Source organism: Pedobacter paludisoli, assembly GCF_052344095.1.
GTDB lineage: Bacteria > Bacteroidota > Bacteroidia > Sphingobacteriales > Sphingobacteriaceae > Pedobacter.
This window is the reverse complement of sequence record NZ_CP179926.1, coordinates 1,658,658-1,676,597: the sequence shown is the minus strand read 5'-3', so window position 1 is coordinate 1,676,597 and position 17,940 is coordinate 1,658,658. Positions and strand designations below refer to the sequence as shown.

The 17,940-nt window shown below is 36.7% G+C and carries 13 protein-coding genes; 4 read left to right on the top strand and 9 right to left on the bottom strand.

From position 1 onward, the window contains the following. Positions 1-98: 98 nt before the first annotated feature. The 7 genes from ACJVDK_RS06560 to ACJVDK_RS06530 all read right to left on the bottom strand — a co-directional run bounded on the left by ACJVDK_RS06560 (position 99) and on the right by ACJVDK_RS06530 (position 4,635). Complete coding sequence (locus ACJVDK_RS06560; protein WP_443938597.1) at positions 99-305, bottom strand: GDCCVxC domain-containing (seleno)protein; 207 nt, start codon at positions 303-305, stop codon at positions 99-101. After that, positions 305-907 carry a mercuric transport protein MerTP gene (gene merTP / locus ACJVDK_RS06555; protein WP_443938598.1) on the bottom strand — a complete coding sequence of 201 codons (603 nt, stop codon included), beginning with the start codon at positions 905-907 and terminating at the stop codon, positions 305-307. Before merTP ends, ACJVDK_RS06560 begins: the two co-directional genes overlap by 1 nt. After that, complete coding sequence (locus ACJVDK_RS06550; RefSeq protein ID WP_044216709.1) at positions 904-1,278, bottom strand: ArsR/SmtB family transcription factor; 375 nt, start codon at positions 1,276-1,278, stop codon at positions 904-906. Before ACJVDK_RS06550 ends, merTP begins: the two co-directional genes overlap by 4 nt. A 63-nt stretch (positions 1,279-1,341) precedes the next feature. Continuing rightward, entirely contained in the window at positions 1,342-1,914 is a 573-nt protein-coding gene (locus ACJVDK_RS06545; protein WP_443939481.1) for a secretin and TonB N-terminal domain-containing protein, read from the bottom strand. Positions 1,915-1,971: 57 nt separating this feature from the next. Next, positions 1,972-3,105 (bottom strand): FecR family protein, encoded by a 1,134-nt coding sequence (locus tag ACJVDK_RS06540; protein WP_443939480.1) that lies wholly within the window; start codon positions 3,103-3,105, stop codon positions 1,972-1,974. A 78-nt stretch (positions 3,106-3,183) separates the two neighbouring features. Next, entirely contained in the window at positions 3,184-3,780 is a 597-nt protein-coding gene (locus ACJVDK_RS06535; protein WP_443939479.1) for an RNA polymerase sigma factor, read from the bottom strand. A gap of 252 nt (positions 3,781-4,032) precedes the next feature. After that, entirely contained in the window at positions 4,033-4,635 is a 603-nt protein-coding gene (locus ACJVDK_RS06530; RefSeq protein WP_443939478.1) for an outer membrane beta-barrel protein, read from the bottom strand. Between the two features lie 588 nt (positions 4,636-5,223). Between ACJVDK_RS06530 and ACJVDK_RS06525 the strand changes: the two genes are divergently transcribed. After that, the gene (locus tag ACJVDK_RS06525; protein WP_443939477.1) at positions 5,224-7,989 is read left to right on the top strand and encodes a S8 family serine peptidase; all 2,766 of its coding nucleotides are present in this window, start codon (positions 5,224-5,226) and stop codon (positions 7,987-7,989) included. Positions 7,990-8,083: 94 nt separating this feature from the next. Here ACJVDK_RS06525 and ACJVDK_RS06520 read toward each other — a convergent pair whose 3' ends face one another. After that, the gene (locus tag ACJVDK_RS06520) at positions 8,084-9,238 is read right to left on the bottom strand and encodes a M57 family metalloprotease (protein ID WP_443939476.1); all 1,155 of its coding nucleotides are present in this window, start codon (positions 9,236-9,238) and stop codon (positions 8,084-8,086) included. 303 nt (positions 9,239-9,541) lie between these two features. Then, positions 9,542-12,142 (bottom strand): ATP-dependent chaperone ClpB, encoded by a 2,601-nt coding sequence (gene clpB / locus ACJVDK_RS06515; protein WP_443939475.1) that lies wholly within the window; start codon positions 12,140-12,142, stop codon positions 9,542-9,544. 352 nt (positions 12,143-12,494) lie between these two features. Here clpB and ACJVDK_RS06510 point away from each other — a divergent pair, with 352 nt between their 5' ends. The 3 genes from ACJVDK_RS06510 (at position 12,495) to ACJVDK_RS06500 (ending at position 17,913) form a co-directional block, all read left to right on the top strand. Beyond that, on the top strand, positions 12,495-14,924 hold the full coding sequence (locus tag ACJVDK_RS06510; RefSeq protein WP_443939474.1) for a glycoside hydrolase family 3 N-terminal domain-containing protein: 2,430 nt from the start codon (positions 12,495-12,497) through the stop codon (positions 14,922-14,924). Between the two features lie 200 nt (positions 14,925-15,124). Then, complete coding sequence (locus ACJVDK_RS06505; protein WP_443939473.1) at positions 15,125-16,264, top strand: putative sensor domain DACNV-containing protein; 1,140 nt, start codon at positions 15,125-15,127, stop codon at positions 16,262-16,264. A gap of 215 nt (positions 16,265-16,479) precedes the next feature. Beyond that, positions 16,480-17,913, top strand: a complete 1,434-nt coding sequence (locus ACJVDK_RS06500; RefSeq protein ID WP_443939472.1) for an ATP-dependent DNA helicase — start codon at positions 16,480-16,482, stop codon at positions 17,911-17,913. Positions 17,914-17,940: the final 27 nt, after the last annotated feature.

Genomic DNA, 17,940 nt, shown 5'->3' with positions numbered 1-17,940 from the left:
CCCCTAACTCTTTATTTCTATTATTTAATTGATTAGTAATTCTTTTTAAAATATAAAAAAACCGTTTAAATTGCCATAAAAAATGCCTGTTTTGGTACTCAACAGCATTTTTTATTTTCTTGAATTGGCGGGCACTTTACAGAACCGAAACTACAATAGACACAACAGTCACCTTCCAGAGGTTTTAACATTGTTTTGCACTTTTCGCATTCGTAAAAATATTGACAAGCATTTGTTGGCATTGTCTCCTCTTTTTTGTGACCACAGTTTGGACAAGTTATTGTTGATTGTAACTTTATTTCCATTATAATATAGTTTTGCTTTTTTGTGATTTATAGCCTGTCGAATTGATAGCTTTTTCGATTTCTTCGAGACTTGTTTGTTTATTGTCAAACCTTACAATAGCGTTTCCTTTCTCATAAGAAACTACAACTTCGACAATTCCTTTTAGTTTGCTAATCTCTGTTTTAACGTGATGTTCGCAGCCTGAACAAGTCATTCCTTTAATTGTAAACTCAACTTTCTGAATTTTGGAAGTTTGGGTAATAATTGCTTTACTTTCAGTCTTTGGAAAAAAGATGTGTGCATAAATTGGAAATGATAAAAGTAAAGCCGCCATGACGGTAATAATTCCTAAAAATGATTTTGTTTGCATAAAATTTTGTTTTTCAATTATTTCACAATTACAGTCAATTTTCTTTTGTGGTTTCAACTTTTGATACCATGCAAAACCAAGCACTAAAATTGTTAAACCGATAAAATATGGTCGGAAAGGTTCTAGCCAGGAAAAAGTTGAAGCAAGTCCACTTGTTCCTGCGATGATAGCCAAAACAGGTGTAATGCAGCACAATGAAGCTGCAATTGCTGTTAAAAGTCCGGTCCCGATTAGTTTCTTATCCGTTTTCATATTGCTTCTACAATTTTGTTATCGTCGAGTATTTTAAAAAATGGGTTCAGCATATTTTCATACTCTTTTGTCAATGAGTAAAAAATGGTTTGTGCCTCTCTTTCGGTTACAATGAGCTTTCGGTCTTTAAGTTTTCGCAAGTGCTGGGAAACTGCTGAAATTGTCATACCAAGAATATCACTTAAATCACAAACACAAAGTCGTTTTTCTTCATAAAGTAGAAACAAAATTCTCAGCCTTACATTATTCCCTGCCAATTCAAGTCCATTCGATAAATAGTCAAAGGAATCATGGAGTTCTGAAACTCGATTTTTACAGCGATTGATTTGTTTAATGTCAGCCTGTTGTCTTATACACGAAATATTATCCATAGTGCAAATATAGCTAACTTTATTATTTAAGCAAATACTAAAATACAAATTAAAATATTTTTTTTATAATTTTTTGGAATGTAACACAGAATCTTTTCTTTCAAAACCAATACTTGTGAAAATAAGGGTTGCTGCCGGATTGATTAAGTTTAAGTCAAATTCGCCGCTTTTATTGGTTACAGTGGTGTTGGTTGTTCCCGATTCTGTAACGTTTACATCGGCTAATGGTGTGTTTTGCACATTCTGTACTAAACCACTGATTTTAGCCTTTTTGTTTTGTGTAGGTTGTGAGGTGTTTGTTTTTTTAACAATAACAACTGTTTTTTCTTCAATGTGATAGGCTAGAGGCTGGTTACTTAGTAAGCGTTTCATGGCCTCTTCTAAACTGACATTTGTACAGTTGATGGTAATTGGGTTAGCAATTTTTAAAAGAGTTCCATTGATAATAACATCGAATCCACTTTGTTTGCCAATTTTGGTAATTACAGATTGTAAGGTTGCATTGCTTTCGTTTAAAGTAATTTTTGATTGAGCAAAAGCAATATTTAATTGGTATAAGAATACTAAAACGATTAACAAAATCGATTTACTAAAGCGTAGATTCATTATCCCTTTAATAAGGAGTCTAATTTTCATTCATTTGTTTGTTTGGTTTGTAGATAGGGGTTTATTAGTTGAGATGTTTGTTTTGTTTTATTTTTTAATTACAAGAATCCTCCTTCCTTCAATTTTAAAGTTTACATCACTCGAAATGGATAATAATTTGAGAACGGATTCAATGTTTTTTGATTTAGAAATTGAGCCGAAAACAATTTGGTTCCTAGGTAGGTATTGATAGTCAATTTCAACATTGTACCATCTTGATATTTTTCGTAAAATGCTTGATAAATCTTCGTTATTGAAGATGAAGAGCCCATTTTTCCAGTCGATGGCATCAAGCACATTAACTTGTTCAATATTTAACGAAAGTAGGTTTGAAATAGCTTGCTGACCTGGTTTAAGAAGTGCCGAATTTCCATTTTTTAAGGTTAATCGAATAGAGCCTTCTAGTAAGGTTGTCTTAGCCAATTTTTCATCATTATAGTTATTGATGTTGAAATGTGTGCCTAAAACCTCTATATTTTGTCTGTTTGTTTTAACCGTAAAAGGACGCTTTGTATCTTTTGCTACTTCAAAATAGGCTTCGCCTTCTAGTTCAACTATGCGCTTGTTTTGCGAAAATGCTAAAGGGTATTTTAAGCTTGAAGCTGCATTTAACCAAACTTTTGTTCCATCGGGTAGCTGAACTTGATATTGCCCACCTTTAGGTGTTTCTATGCTGTTGAATTTTTGTTCTGCTTCTAAAGAATAGTTCTTTTCAATAGAATAAACTAATTCATTATTTTTATTCTCAATGTTTATTCCCGTTTGATTTTTTAAATTTCTACTGTTCTCATTTTTGTTTAAATAGATTTTTTTTCCATCGGCTAATGTTAAAACCGCCTTGTTTTGACCTGGTTGAATGGTAGCAATGTCAATTGATTTTGATTTCGTATTGAAAACAGCACTTTTAGTGGCAAAGAAGTACCAAGAAACAGCTACCACCAATAAAATAGCGGCAGCCGTAGATAAAGGATACCAAAATGTACGTTTTTTACCAGTTATTTTAGATGGATTTAAATGTAACCAGATAGCAGCTTCCGCTTCTTCGAGCTCGCTTTCTGTTAAGCTGAATTTACTTTCTGCTTCTTGTTCTTGATACCATTTTTCCAATTCGGCTAATTCGGCTTCGGAACAAGCATTTGCGCTATATTTTATGAGTATATTTTGAATGTGCTTGTTTTGCATGGATGATATAAACTTGCTGAACTTAATATAATGAAGATTAAGTAAGGGCTAGGGCCCAGAAGAAATGAAAAAAAATATTTAAAATTTGTAAATATGCTGGCTGAAGAGAAAAATCAAATAAATGAGCATTCCTAATTTAGTACGAAGAATTTTTAAGGCATTGTTTATTTGATTTTTCACAGTTTTTTCTGTGATATCAAGCTTTATCGCAATTTCTTTGTGACTAAGCGCTTCTTTACGACTTAAAATAAAGATTTCCTTCATTTTTTCAGGCAATAAATCAATTTCATTGTCTATAAGCGTACTTAATTCCTTGGTCCGAATTCGGTAATCTGTTCCTTCTTCTTTTTGATTCATTTCTACTCCCAGCGTGTCGAGGTATTTAGATACAACTGCTTTGTGTCCTAATAAATCGAGGATTTTGTTTTTCGTACTTGCATATAAAAAACCGGGAAGCGTGGTTTTTAAAGAAAGAGTAGCATGGTTTTTCCAAAGCATGGCAAATATTTCCTGCACAATGTCTTTTGCTTCTTCTTTGTTTCCCAACATTTTATAAGCATGAGCATACAAAAAACGATTGTAACGAAAGAAAATTTGTGTAAAGGCTTTTTTGTCTCCGGTGTTTATGAGTGTAATTAGTTCGAAATCAGTATGTTGATAGTATTCGTCCTTCACGTTCGTTTTTGCTGTTAAACCTTATATCATTATAAATGAAGGTTTTAATAGGGTTGATTTTTCACAAAAAAAACAATTTATAAATGAAATGTTGAATTTATTCGACATTTTTTGATTTTTTGTTTAAAATGAAGTTGATGAATGTTATAGGAATCGACTTGTTTTTGCATTTTTTTAAGGGTTAAATTTTCAAAAAAAAAGCACTCCAAATTTGGGGTGCTTCGTTTTCTTAGGTAGGTGTAGGGTATTGTATTAAAAGTAAAATTGAACGCCTAATTTAGGATCAAAGGTATCCGCGTTGATACCGAATGTGCTTGTAGTAGATTTTAAGTCGCCAATAACTGTTTTTATAGTTTCTTCTTGGTATCCAATTCCACTAACCGATAATTCGATGCCAACTCTTTTCGAAGGGAAGAAAGCAAAACCTGGAGCAAGCTGAACCCCGAAAGAGCTTACGTCTGCAAGCTTAACCGCATTGTCGCCATTTAAATCGGTTGCGCAATTTTTTCCAAATTCCATTGGAACTGATAATTGTCCGAAAAATTTAAATTGGCTTGATAAATCAACGTAATAACGACCAAAAGGTGCAACTACAAATGCATCTCTTTTTAACATAGAACTTGGAGTTTTTTTATTGGTGTAGCCAATACCTGTACCTAAGGCAAAATTGTTGTTAATAAAATATCCTACATTTGGTACAATGCTAAAATCGGTGTTTGCTTTTGCTGCACCGGTAACTTTTGTTGAGTTGAAACCTACTGTTCCTCCTAAAAGAATGTTCCCTTTTTCTGTTTGTGCTTGTGATGAATACGCTAAACCTACAACTGCAAGTAGTGATAGTACTAATTTTTTCATTTTTTGTTCTTGTTAATATTATTATAAAAATGGTTAGCCCACTTTTTTGGACTATGCATCCCTATTGGCAAGGCTTATGCCAAAAACTGAACAAAAATGTCGTAAAAATATCGATTTAATGCTAAGCAGTTGTGTGTTAAGTTAATGTGAATTTCGTGTTAACTGAAAAGTAAAATGCGCTGACAAAAAAAGAAGTTCACGATTAATTTTAGGGTAGACAATTTGACTTATTTGTGTGCTTTTTGGGGAATTTTAAGCTCCTTGTGGAGATAATATTCTACAGAATGAAAGGTGACTTGCGAGTTTTTAATTAAACTTTGCACTGCACTTATTTAAAATAAGATTTATCTAAATTATGAATTAGTCTTTTAAACTTTGAATTTGCGAAATGCACTATGATTTTAAATTACAATTTTGTTTTTAGAATTATATTTTTTGAAGATTTGTAAGAATAATTTTAATTATGTAGTTTTTACACTATTTATATGACTTATTTATTATGTGTATATTTGTGGTTTATAGTATATCGTTATGAGAGTTGTTTGTCTTTGTATTTCTATGTTTTGTTTATGCCTAATTAACTTAGTAATGGGGCAGGTTGTTAAAGATGAACTAGATGGAAAATTTCGCATATACGTTCTGCAGAAAGATATGAAGCTGGTTTCAGCACGTGATAGCCTGCTTTTAGTAGAGTTTAATGCGTTTTTGTCTCCTGAGGAAATTAATAAGATTAATCCAAAACGACAGCTTTCACGGAAGCATTTTATTGTTAATCCAAAAAATATTGGACTGATAACTAAACAGATTAAAAATAAATGGTTATCAAACAATTTGTGGAAAGCAAGTGATAACCTAATTCAAAGGTGGCAGCATGACAAAAAAAAGAGGAAAGAGAAATTAATTAAGGTAGTGTTTGATAATAGCTTTCAAGGTGTGCCCACTTATTTAGAACAATATAAGGTTCAATCTGTAAACAAGACATACAAAGTGATTGTTTTGTACTTACCATTATCCGATTTAGAAGCTATACTAAATCATAGCCAAATTTTGTTTGCTGATATCGTTCAAAGTGTAGAGGAAGAAATTGTTGTGAATGGGATGGATATGTCTGCTGTAAATGTTTCTAGCGTCCGTAATATATATTCGGATTTAAATGGGGAAAATATTACGATTTCTTTAAAGGAAGGAGGATTTGATTATAAAGATTTAGATCTTTTAGGGAAGGTTATACCTAATGTTAATAGTTCACCAGATAATGGACATGCAATAATTATGGCTACTTTGGCACTGGGTTCAGGTAATTCTTTCATTAATGGAGAGGGGGTAGCACCTGCAGCTAAGCTTATAACTTCAGATTTTGTAAACTTATTACCTGATGATATAAATGAACTATCTTTAGCTAAAGTAACTGTGCAAAATCATTCATACGGTGTTGGTCTTGATAACAGTTATGGTCTTGAAGCTCAATTGTATGATTACCAGGTATATTATGCTGATACAATTGTTCATGTATTTTCCTCTGGTAATAAGGGTAATACTCGATCATCAAATGGGCTATATCAAAACATCGAAAATATGGCAAATTTAACAGGCAATTTTAAACAAGCTAAAAATGTTTTGGTTGTTGGAGGTATTAATCGGGAGAATATTGTAGAGCCTTTAAGTAGCAAAGGCCCAGCTTATGATGGTCGAGTGAAACCTGATTTTGTTTCTTTAGGTGAAGATGGAACATCAGGTGCTGCAGCTTTAACGACTGGTATTGTTAGTTTACTACAGCAAAAATATTATGATATCTTTGGTAAAAGAGCGCCGTCTGCTCTAATTAAAAGTGTCTTAGTTAATTCAGCGGATGATTTAGGAAGAAAAAATGTTGATTACAGCTATGGTTTTGGAAAAGTTAATGCTTTGAAAGCTATAAATACAATTGTAGAAAAAAGATTTATAGAGGAGGAGTTAATTGAAGGGCAAGATTTTTTATTTCCCATACAAATCAAGCAAGAACAAAAAGAGTTTAAAATTACATTAGTTTGGAATGATTTGCCAGCCTTAATAAATAGCGCTCAAAGTATAGTAAATCATCTTGATCTTTCTGTTGAAGATTTGAACGGTGAAATTGTTTTGCCATGGGTGCTTAGCACATTCCCAGATATTGATTCACTTAAACAACCAGCAGTAAGAAGAATTGATCAAATTAATAATGTACAACAAGTTAGTCTGGAGAATTTATTGCCGGGTACTTACATTGTTCATGTTAAAGGAAGAAAAGTGACTCAAGATAAGCAGGTATTTTATTTGGCCTATGAAATGAGTTTGCCTAATCATTTTTCCTTTACATTTCCAGGAAAAAATGACTATGTTTTTGCTGGAAAAAGTAATTATGTAAGATGGGAGAGTAATTATGAGAATAAAACAGGTAAATTGTTTATCAGTTATGATAATGGGGGAAATTGGTCTAACTTGTCTCCGTCTGTTAATTTAAGTGCTAATTTTTTTAAATGGAATAGTCCTAATGCTTTTGGGCGCGCAAGACTAAAAATGGAAATTGGAGAAGAGGTATTTAAAGGAGGTTCGTTTATTATTTCAAGTCCTCCAATTTTAAAAGTGGGTTATAATTGTGAAGATAGTATATTGTTTTATTGGAAAGCTCAACCTCTAGCTAAGAACTATACAATTTATACAATGGTAGATAATAATTTGACTTTTTTTAGAAATACAATAGATACCATGATTTTGGTGAAAAAAAATCCAGATGGATCTCCTTACTTTGCTTTATCAGAAAATGGAACAGATTTTAATGGTTTGAAAAGTTATACAATAGATTATCAGAATCAAGGTATATCGTGTTATACGGTAAGTTTAAATGGTGACGTGGAAGGTGATGCCGTTCGATTGAATCTAAATATTGGGACCACTTACAAGCTAAAAAGTTTTATTTGGGAAAAACAGATTGATTCTGAAACATTTATACCTTTAAAAGTGGAATATTTACAAGGAGGGCTTTTACAGTATTCTATCATTGATTTATCACCAAAAACAGGAATACAGCGTTACCGTGTCACTTTTTTAACAAAAGACAGTAAAAGGATTCAATCGAACGTAATTTCTATAAAGGTTCTTAAGAAAGATGATATTGTTGTTTATCCAAATCCAGTAAGTACAGATTTAAAAGTATTAAGTGGCGCTTACTATAATTATTCTTTGGTTCTCTTTGATGCGGTTGGGCGTAAGGTTTTTGAAAAAATAGGGAATGGCGACGCTACTTTTAATTTAACAAAACTTGGTGCTGGTCTTTATCTTGGAGTGATATTTAAAAATAAACAACCGATTAAAAAAATTAAAATAATTAAAAATTAATTGGTAGTTAAACAAGAAGAGTAACTAAATATGGGGAACTTAGTTACTCTTTTTGTGATTAATTTATGATACATTATTTATTAAGGATATAATGTTATATAAGAACCTGAAAAATAACGTCCTGTAAGATTATAATATGGTGGAGCTGAAAAATATACGTTAGAAAGAAGGGGTGGGGGGAAAAACTAACAATTGTGCTCCGGTCTCCTATCTTAACATTCCACTTGTAATTGTATGATGAAAAAATTTTATCGTTTTTAACCTTTACATCGTACCAACCGATTGGTAATTTTTGACTAACAGGTTGTGTAACCTTGTCATCTGATATTTTTACCCAGTAAACGAGATTTTGAGTGCCTGGTTCGTAAAAATAAATAGAAATATAAGGTTCTAAACCTATTGTATCGTTACCAAAAATAGAAACCGATACAGTTCTATCTTCAGGTACTGGTAATCCCCCGTAAAGATAATTTAAAGCAATAACATCATTTGGGTTAAAGGGTACGTTTTGATTTGGACCAATACATGCAAGCATGTAACTTCCAGCATCTTCTGATGATGGAGTGCCTGGTATTTTAACGACATTATTGTTAAAACCTTCATTGTTTCCTTGCGTATATACACCGCAGCTAAATTGCCTGTTAAAATAATCTGTATGTCTTAAGCCAATACAATGTCCAATTTCATGAGCGATTATGGTAGCTAGATAATCTATATCTGGATTACTTCCAATTCTATTAGGATTTAATGTGATAGGACTGGCAGGGTCTCCTGAATTCGATGGGAATCCTGCAGATCTGCCTAAACTGCCCAGTTGAGTATCGCCAACAATATTAATATTACCGTTGTTCGCGACTCTTTGAAAGGTTAATCTCAGATTTAAAGCATTGTAACGAGCAATTGAAATATCTGTTGCTGTAGTATAAATTTCGGGCAAACTTGTAACAGATATTGTGATAGTTCGTGGTGTGTTTCTTATTAAATTGTTTGTTCGATATTGTTCAGTTTCTCCGATTTTTAGTGCTGCTGAGTTGTTTTTTTCTAAGTCATCCTTACTTATAAATATATCACCTTCTACAATATATCCGCCTTTGATTTTTTGAATACCATTTGTACTAAATCCTTTTTTTTCAATCTTTTTTAATTCTTCTTTTGAAATTTCTTCATTTTGTTGTTGAGGTAAGTTTTCTTTCTTTTGACAAGCAAACAAAAGGAAAACTAGGCTAAATAAATAAATTTTTTTTCTCATTTGTAGTTATTTTGTTGTTATTATATAATATTTATTTAATTACAAATGTAGTATTAATTTGTTAATTTTTGTATTTTTTATTTTGTTTGACTTGTGTGTTCTAAGTGTTTAAAACTTTTAATTAATTGGTTATGCAGAGTATTATATCGATAAGGACTGCGCAGTTGGGGCAAGAGTAAATACGGTACAGGGAATGATAGACGCGGGAATGGTAGTTATATGCATTAGTTAGAATGGAATTTTTAGAGATTTCACAAAAAAGAGGGGTTATTATAGCCTCCTTTTTTGTGAAAGTAGGGACTTCTATTCGTTTTTTCCATTCAAAAACACAAACTTATTGTCAAACATATCTAGTTTAATTTTGCTGTCTTTATCGACTTTTCCAGCCAAAATTTCTTTCGACAATTCGTTTAAGATGCGTTTTTGAATGACACGTTTCAACGGGCGGGCACCAAATTGCGGGTCGTACCCTAATTGTGCTAACCAATCCAATGCTTCGGGACTAGCTTCTATTTCAATACCCATTTCGGCAAGCGTATCTTGAACATGTTTAAACTGTAAGCTAACAATATTTCTAATTTCGCTGCGGTTGAGTGGCGTAAACATAATTAACTCATCAATGCGGTTTAAAAACTCCGGACGAATGGTTTGCTTCAATACCTCAAACAATTCATTTTTAGTTTTGGCAATTACCTCATCGCGGTTATCATCGCTTAAATTCTTGAAATTATCTTGAATTAAATGTGCGCCTATGTTCGAGGTCATGATGATAATGGTGTTTTTAAAATTCACCGTTCTACCTTTATTATCCGTTAAACGCCCATCGTCTAAAACTTGCAGCAAGATGTTGAACACATCGGGGTGTGCTTTTTCAATCTCGTCTAATAATACCACCGAGTAGGGTTTGCGACGAACGGCTTCTGTTAACTGTCCACCTTCATCGTATCCCACATATCCCGGAGGCGCTCCAATTAAGCGCGATACCGCATGACGTTCTTGGTATTCACTCATGTCAATTCGCGTTAAAGCATTTTCGTCGTTGAATAAAAATTCGGCCAATGCTTTTGCTAATTCGGTTTTACCCACACCGGTGGTGCCCAAAAAGATAAATGAGCCAATGGGTTTACGTTTATCTTGTAGTCCGGCACGTGAACGGCGAATGGCATCCGATATCGCTTCGATTGCTTCATCCTGACCGGCAACGCGTTTGTGTAATTCATCTTCCAGGTTTAGTAATTTTTCGCGCTCGCTGGCGATTAATTTCGTAACCGGAATGCCTGTCCAACGGCCCACCACACCCGCAATATCGTCGGCTGTAACTTCTTCTTTCAGCATACGACTGTCGCTTTGCTGATTTTCTAAATCGGCTTTCAGCTTTTCGAATGCATCTTGTGCTTCTTTGATTTTTCCATAGCGGATTTCGGCTACTTTACCGTAGTCGCCGGCACGTTCTGCTTGTTCAGCTTCTAATTTGTATTGCTCAATTAATTCAACCTGATGGTTGATGTTGTCAACCAAATCTTTTTCGCCCTGCCATTTGGCTTTTAAATCATCGCGTTCGGCTGATAAATTGGCAATTTCTTCACTTAATTCTTTAACTTTTTTATCGTCTTTTTCGCGTTTAATGGCTTCACGTTCAATTTCTAAGCGCATAATTTCACGATCAAGGGCATCTACATTTTCCGGGACACTGTCCATTTCTAAACGAAGTTTTGATGCCGCTTCGTCCATTAAATCGATGGCTTTGTCGGGTAAAAAACGATCGGCGATATAGCGCTGACTCATTTCTACCGCGGCAATAATGGCCTCATCTTTAATGCGCACTTTGTGGTGCGTTTCGTAGCGTTCTTTTAAGCCGCGCAAAATAGAGATGGCATCTTGGGTGTCTGGCTCATCTACCATTACCTTTTGGAAACGACGCTCCAAAGCTTTGTCTTTCTCTAAATATTTTTGGTATTCGTCAAGCGTAGTCGCTCCGATGGCACGTAATTCACCGCGAGCAAGGGCAGGTTTTAAAATATTTGCCGCATCCATGGCACCTTCACCGCCTCCGGCACCCACCAAAGTATGAATCTCGTCAATGAACAAGATAATTTCTCCATCGCTTTGCGTAACCTCTTTTACAACGGCTTTTAAGCGTTCTTCAAATTCGCCTTTGTATTTTGCTCCCGCGATTAAAGCGCCCATATCAAGCGAGTAAACCACTTTACTTTTTAAGTTTTCCGGAACGTCGCCTTTGATAATTCGAAAAGCAATGCCTTCGGCAATAGCGGTTTTACCCACACCTGGTTCACCAATTAAAATGGGGTTGTTTTTTGTTCTACGCGATAAAATTTGAATCACACGACGGATTTCTTCATCGCGACCAATTACAGGGTCTAATTTTCCGCTCTCGGCATATTCGTTTAAATTTCGCGCGTATTTACTTAATGCCTGGTAACTTGCTTCGGCATTTTGGTCTGTTACACGGTTATCACCACGCAACGAAATAATTGCTTTTTTAAGGTCTTTCTCGTTGACGCCTTGCTCTTTTAAAAGTTTTGCAGTGTTATCATTAACGGCTAAAATTCCTAAAAGGATGTGCTCTACCGATACAAATTCGTCTTTAAACTCTTTTAAAAATGATTGCGCTTTTTGTAAAACACTATTGGTATTGGTTGACAGGTATACATTGCTTCCGCTTACTTTGGCGAATTTGGCAATTTCGGCGTCTAAATTTTGATTTAAGCTGTTCAGGTTTACGTTCAGTTTTTTTAACACGTACGAAACCACGTTTTCATCAACAGTAAGCAAGCCTTTTAAAAGGTGTGCTGTTTCAATAGCTTGTTGCTGATTGCCTTGTGCTATTTCAGAAGCCTGTTGAATTGCTTCCTGGGCTTTTATGGTAAAATTGTTGAAGTTCATGCTGCGGTTAAATCAAAAGGAATGCCATCGGAATTAGGGTACTTGTAATTTTTTTTATAAAATTAATAAATTATTGATTTGTAGCGAATTGGATGTATTTTTTATTCTTCATGCACTTACATATCAAAAAAATAAATCGGAAATATTGTCGCTTGAAAATTATTGTGTATGACTAATTGTCTGATTTTTAGTGATTTGCTTTTAGTTTGTCTCTCGTATAATGTTTGATACTTCTTCACTTCCGCTAAGCGTAAAAAAAATGTTCGATTTTATATTTACGCATATTGAAAGCTTTATTTTTAAAAAAAAGCTAGTAATTTACGCCTCTATTAGATCCTTAAATCAACACGTAATGAAATTTTCCCTTCATACAGGTACATGTTTATTTTTTTTAGCCAGTTTGTGTGCTAATTCTTCGGCTTTTGCACAAAGTAAAACACCCAAAATATACCATAAAACGTTCATCGATTTCAATAAAAACGGAAGGATGGATGTATATGAAAATCCGAAAGCACCTATTGAAAGCCGGATTCAAGATTTGCTGTCGCAGATGAATGTAAATGAGAAGACGGGGCAAATGGCAACTTTATATGGGTATGGTCGTGTGTTAAAAGACTCGTTGCCTACACCCAATTGGAAAAATGAAATTTGGAAAGATGGAATTGCCAATATTGATGAACAATTAAATAACCTAGCCAATAACCGTTCGGCTAAAACAACGTTGGCGTATCCATTTCATAAACATGCTACCGCGATAAATACCATTCAGAAGTGGTTTATTGAAGAAACCCGTTTAGGGATACCAGTTGATTTTACCAATGAAGGAATTCATGGATTAAATCACGAAAAAGCCACTTCTTTGCCAGCTCCAATTAGTATTGGTGCAACATGGAATAAAGCCTTGGTACGGCAAGCCGGAACCATTGTGGGGCGCGAGGCAAAGGCTTTGGGGTACACCAACGTATACGCACCCATTTTAGATGTTGCACGCGATCAACGCTGGGGCCGTGTGGTAGAATGTTACGGGGAAGAACCTTTTCTAATTTCGCAATTGGGCACGCAAATGGTGTTAGGTATTCAATCGAATGGCGTGGCCTCAACCTTAAAGCATTATGCGGTTTACAGTGTGCCCAAGGGTGGGCGAGATGGAAATGCACGTACTGACCCACATGTGGCGCCAAAAGAAATGTTTCAGTTGTATTTGTATCCTTTTCAGCAGGTGATAAAGAATGCCCAACCCATGGGTGTTATGAGTAGTTACAACGATTGGGATGGAGAGCCCATTACAGCTAGTCATTACTTTTTGACGGATTTATTGCGCACGAAATTCGGTTTTAATGGGTATGTGGTGTCGGATAGTGAAGCGGTTGAGTATGTTTCGGGTAAGCATCATGTAGCAGGCGATTATAAAGAAGCGGTAAGGCAAGTGGTAGAAGCCGGTTTAGATGTGCGTACCAATTTTACGCCTGCTGAAAAATATTTGATTCCCTTGCGCGAGTTGGTAAATGAAGGCAAAATACCCATGAACGTGATTGATGAGCGCGTGGCGAATGTGTTGCGTGTGAAGTTTAGATTGGGCTTGTTTGATCATCCACTGATTGAAAACCCCACTCAGGCAGATAAATTGGTTCATACAGCTGATGACGAGAAGTTTTCGGAAGAAATTAACCGTCAGTCGATGGTTTTGTTGAAAAATAAAGATGGATTACTTCCATTAAACTCAACTAAGTATAAAAATATTTTGGTAACTGGTCCTTTGGCGGCAGCCAAAAATTATGCTACGAGTCGTTACGGACCTTCGTATAATCCAACTACTTCGGTATTGGAAGGAATTCAAAAATACGTTGGTACAAAAGGAAATGTAAGCTATGCCTTGGGTTGTGAAGTGGTAGATGCCACCTGGCCAGAAAGTGAAATTATTGAAACACCTTTAACAGAGCGTGAGCAAGCACAGATTGATTCGGCAGTAGCAGCTGCTAAAAATGTGGATGTAATTATAGCTGTTGTTGGAGAAGATGAAAAACGCGTGGGAGAGAGTTTATCGCGAACCGGACTTAATTTGCCCGGGCGACAATTGAAATTGGTACAGGCACTGGTTGCAACCGGTAAACCGGTGGTGATGGTGATGATAAATGGCCAACCATTGACCATCAACTGGGAAAATAGATACGTGCCTGCTATTTTAGAAGCTTGGTTTCCGGGGCCGCAATCGGGTAAGGTGATTGCTGAAACCTTGTTTGGCGATAACAATCCAGGTGGTAAATTGACCATGACTTTTCCGAAAACAACTGGACAAATTGAGTTGAATTTTCCGTTTAAACCTGCATCGCATGCCGGGCAGCCGGGCGATGGACCGAATGGATATGGAAAAACAGCCGTGGTAGGTGCCTTGTATCCTTTTGGGTATGGCTTAAGTTATACCACTTTTGGGTACAGCGATTTGAAATTTGATCAAGAAACCATCAAGCAGGGCGATAGCATTCTTGTTTCGGTAACGGTAAAAAATACCGGTGCTGTTCAAGGGGATGAGGTAGTGCAAGTGTACTTAAAAGATTTGGTGAGCAGTGTAACCACTTACGAATCGGTATTACGTGGTTTTGAACGTGTACATTTATTGCCTGGAGAACAAAAAACGGTTTCGTTTACGTTGAGTCCTGAGGATATGAGTATTCTAGATAAACAAAATGTATTTAGGGTTGAACCCGGTACGTTCGAAATACGAATTGGTGCTTCGTCTGAAGATATTAAGCTCAAGAAAGAATTTACCGTTTTAGGGCAGTGAAAATGAGGTTCTTGCAACAATTTGACCTTGTTTTTGTTTGCTATTAGAAAGAGCTGTATGGTTTTAAAACTGTGCAGCTCTAATTTTTACACCTCTTTTACGCTTAGATTTTAAAATTAGGCTTCACGTTTGTTTCAAAACTTTACCAAATTCAAACGCTTGGTGTTTCAGAAAGTGAAATATTCCGTTTAAATTCGGACATGAGTTACAAGCCTACCTATAAAGCCGCACATACCATTGCGCCAACGATTGCAGCGCATTTTGTGAATTTGCATGAAAATGCTATTCGTAAAGGTGAGTTGGATTTGGCGACTTTACCAAGTCCTGAAATTATAGAAACCTTAATTGACGTGGCTTTTTGGAGTAGTTTACGAAAAGAAGAGGGGCATTCGCCCCGTATTTCCATCGCTTTTTTACCGCCAGATCAAACCACAAAACCGCTTGTGTTTGAGAAACCATTGGCACTTAATGCGAATACCTTGACTAAGATAGCGCCAGGTGTAGAGCGTTCGGGAATCCACTTGGGTGTTTGGGAAGAGAATGGGGAGCTCTATATTTGGGGAACGACCCTGAACATTCCAAATTTTTGTTTTGTAGTGGATGTTTCGGAGCCTGGCCTAATTGTGATCAAACACCGGCGTATTTATGGTATTGGCAAATTTACCAATGTGGCTGTTTTAAAGGGAGAACAAATTCGGGTTGTAGATGCTGCGGGTGGTTTGGCGAAAGATTGTCCGCCAATTTTGCGTGCCTTGCTCGATTTGACGGTATTGGTGAGTTGGAATGACCCCATTAATATTTTGATTCAGTTTGCGGTTTCTATGCGTGCACATGGCCGCGGTGGGGCACTTTTGGTTGTACCCAAAGGGGATAAAAAGTGGGAAGAGTCGATTATTCATCCTATTCAATATAATGTTACGTCTGACTTTTGTGGTTTAGCCTATTTGGCTAACCAGAACGAAAACCAGAGTGAAATATTTTCGCAAACGGCAGTACGTAGGGAAGTGGAGCACTTGGCAGGTTTAACCGCGGTTGATGGGGCTACCATTATTACCGAAGGCTTTAATTTGTTGGCTTTTGGTGCTAAAATTGGTCGTGCGAAGGGAAAACCGACGGTTGAGCGGATTGCTTTTTCGGAACCGATTGTTGGCGGGGAGGATAAAATTTTATTTCCGGGGCAATTGGGTGGAACGCGCCATTTTTCGGTTGCTCAATTTGTGAACGACCAGCCACAGGCATTGGGTTTAGTGGCATCGCAGGACGGTCATTTTACCATTTTTAGTTGGAGCGAATCGCAACAGATGGTAACGGCACATCGAATAGAAACTTTACTTTTGTAGGTAGTTTTAGGCTTGGCAAAGGGGTTGCTTTAATTTTTAGTCAAGACTTGCCTTTTAAACCGGATTGAAGTGGCATCCTTTTTTGCATTGGGCGATTGGATAAGCGGGTAGCTGGCAAAAAAGATACAACGGAAAGCCGGAGGACAGGAACCGAATGGTGCTGCTTTTGCTTTTCTAAAACGATAAAAAAATAAATAAATCAAGTTTACAAGAAAATGATAGGTGTTGGTTCTCACCTTATTGCCGATGCGTACGCGCATGTGCCTACGAAAGAGCAGTTACTTTTTTGCGCGCAGATGGCGGCCTTTTTGCAGGCGGATGAGGAGGATAAGTGTTTTGTGTTAAAGGGCTACGCGGGGACGGGAAAAACAACTTCGGTGGCGGCCTTGGTAAAGGTTTTAAATAAGTTTAAATTGCACAGTGAGTTGTTGGCTCCCACGGGGCGTGCGGCAAAGGTGATGGGGCAATATTCGAATCGGAAGGCTTTAACGATTCACAAACGGATTTATCGGAAGCGTTCAGCTGCTTCGCCGGAAATGCAGTTTCAATTGGCACCCAATGTGTCGGAAAATACCCTGTTTATTGTAGATGAAGCTTCGATGATTGCCGATGAGTTTTTGGACTCGGGCTCGACCATTTTGGGTGATTTGCTGGAGTTTGTGTACAATGGTAAAAATTGTTTTTTGCTTTTTGTGGGCGATACGGCACAGTTGCCACCGGTGGGGAGTTTGGAGAGCCCAGCTTTGAATGAGCAATATTTGAAGGATAAATTTGGCTTAGTGGTGCGCTCCATTGAATTGAAAGAGGTGGTGCGGCAAGGCAAGAAATCGGGGATTTTGGCAAATGCAACCATGCTTCGGAATCAAATTGCGCGCAAGCCGGAAAATTTTTTACCTAAATTTTTAACGAAAGGATATACGGATATTTTTGCGATGACCGGAATGCGTTTGGTGGAGGGCTTGGAGTATGCCTATCGGAAATTTGGCATTGAAAATACCTTGGTGGTTTGTCGGTCGAATAAATCGGCTAATGTATACAACCAACAAATTCGTGCTCGTTTGCTGTACCGGGAAGAGGAATTGACAGGTGGTGACCAGATTATGGTGGTGCGAAACAATTATTTTTGGCTCCCAGAGAACGAGGAAACGGCTTTCATTGCGAATGGCGATATGGCAAAAGTGATTCGGGTGCGCGGGGAGGAAGAGCGGTATGGTTTTCGTTTTGCGGATGCAACCTTGGAGTTTTTTGATTTTCCGGCGGCAGGCCAGATTAGTTGTAAAGTGATGTTGGATACGCTAAACCTGGAATCGGCAAATTTGCCTTATTCGGATTCGAAGCGGCTTTTTGATGGGCTAGAAGAGGATTATGCGCACATTACGGACCGTCGTAAGCGCTTGGTGGCGATAAAGGAAGACCCGTATTACAATGCTTTGCAGATAAAATTTGCCTATGCCGTTACCTGTCATAAAGCGCAGGGTGGGCAATGGGAAGCGGTATTTGCGGACCAAGGTTACCTGACCGAAGAAATGATTGATTTGGATTTTTTACGTTGGTTGTATACCGCCGTAACCCGGGCTAAAAAGGAACTTTATCTGGTTAATTTTGCTCCTCAGCTTTTTTCAAAAACAGCTGTTGAAGAGTTTTTTTAGTGGGATGGAGGTGTTTCCTGTGACGAA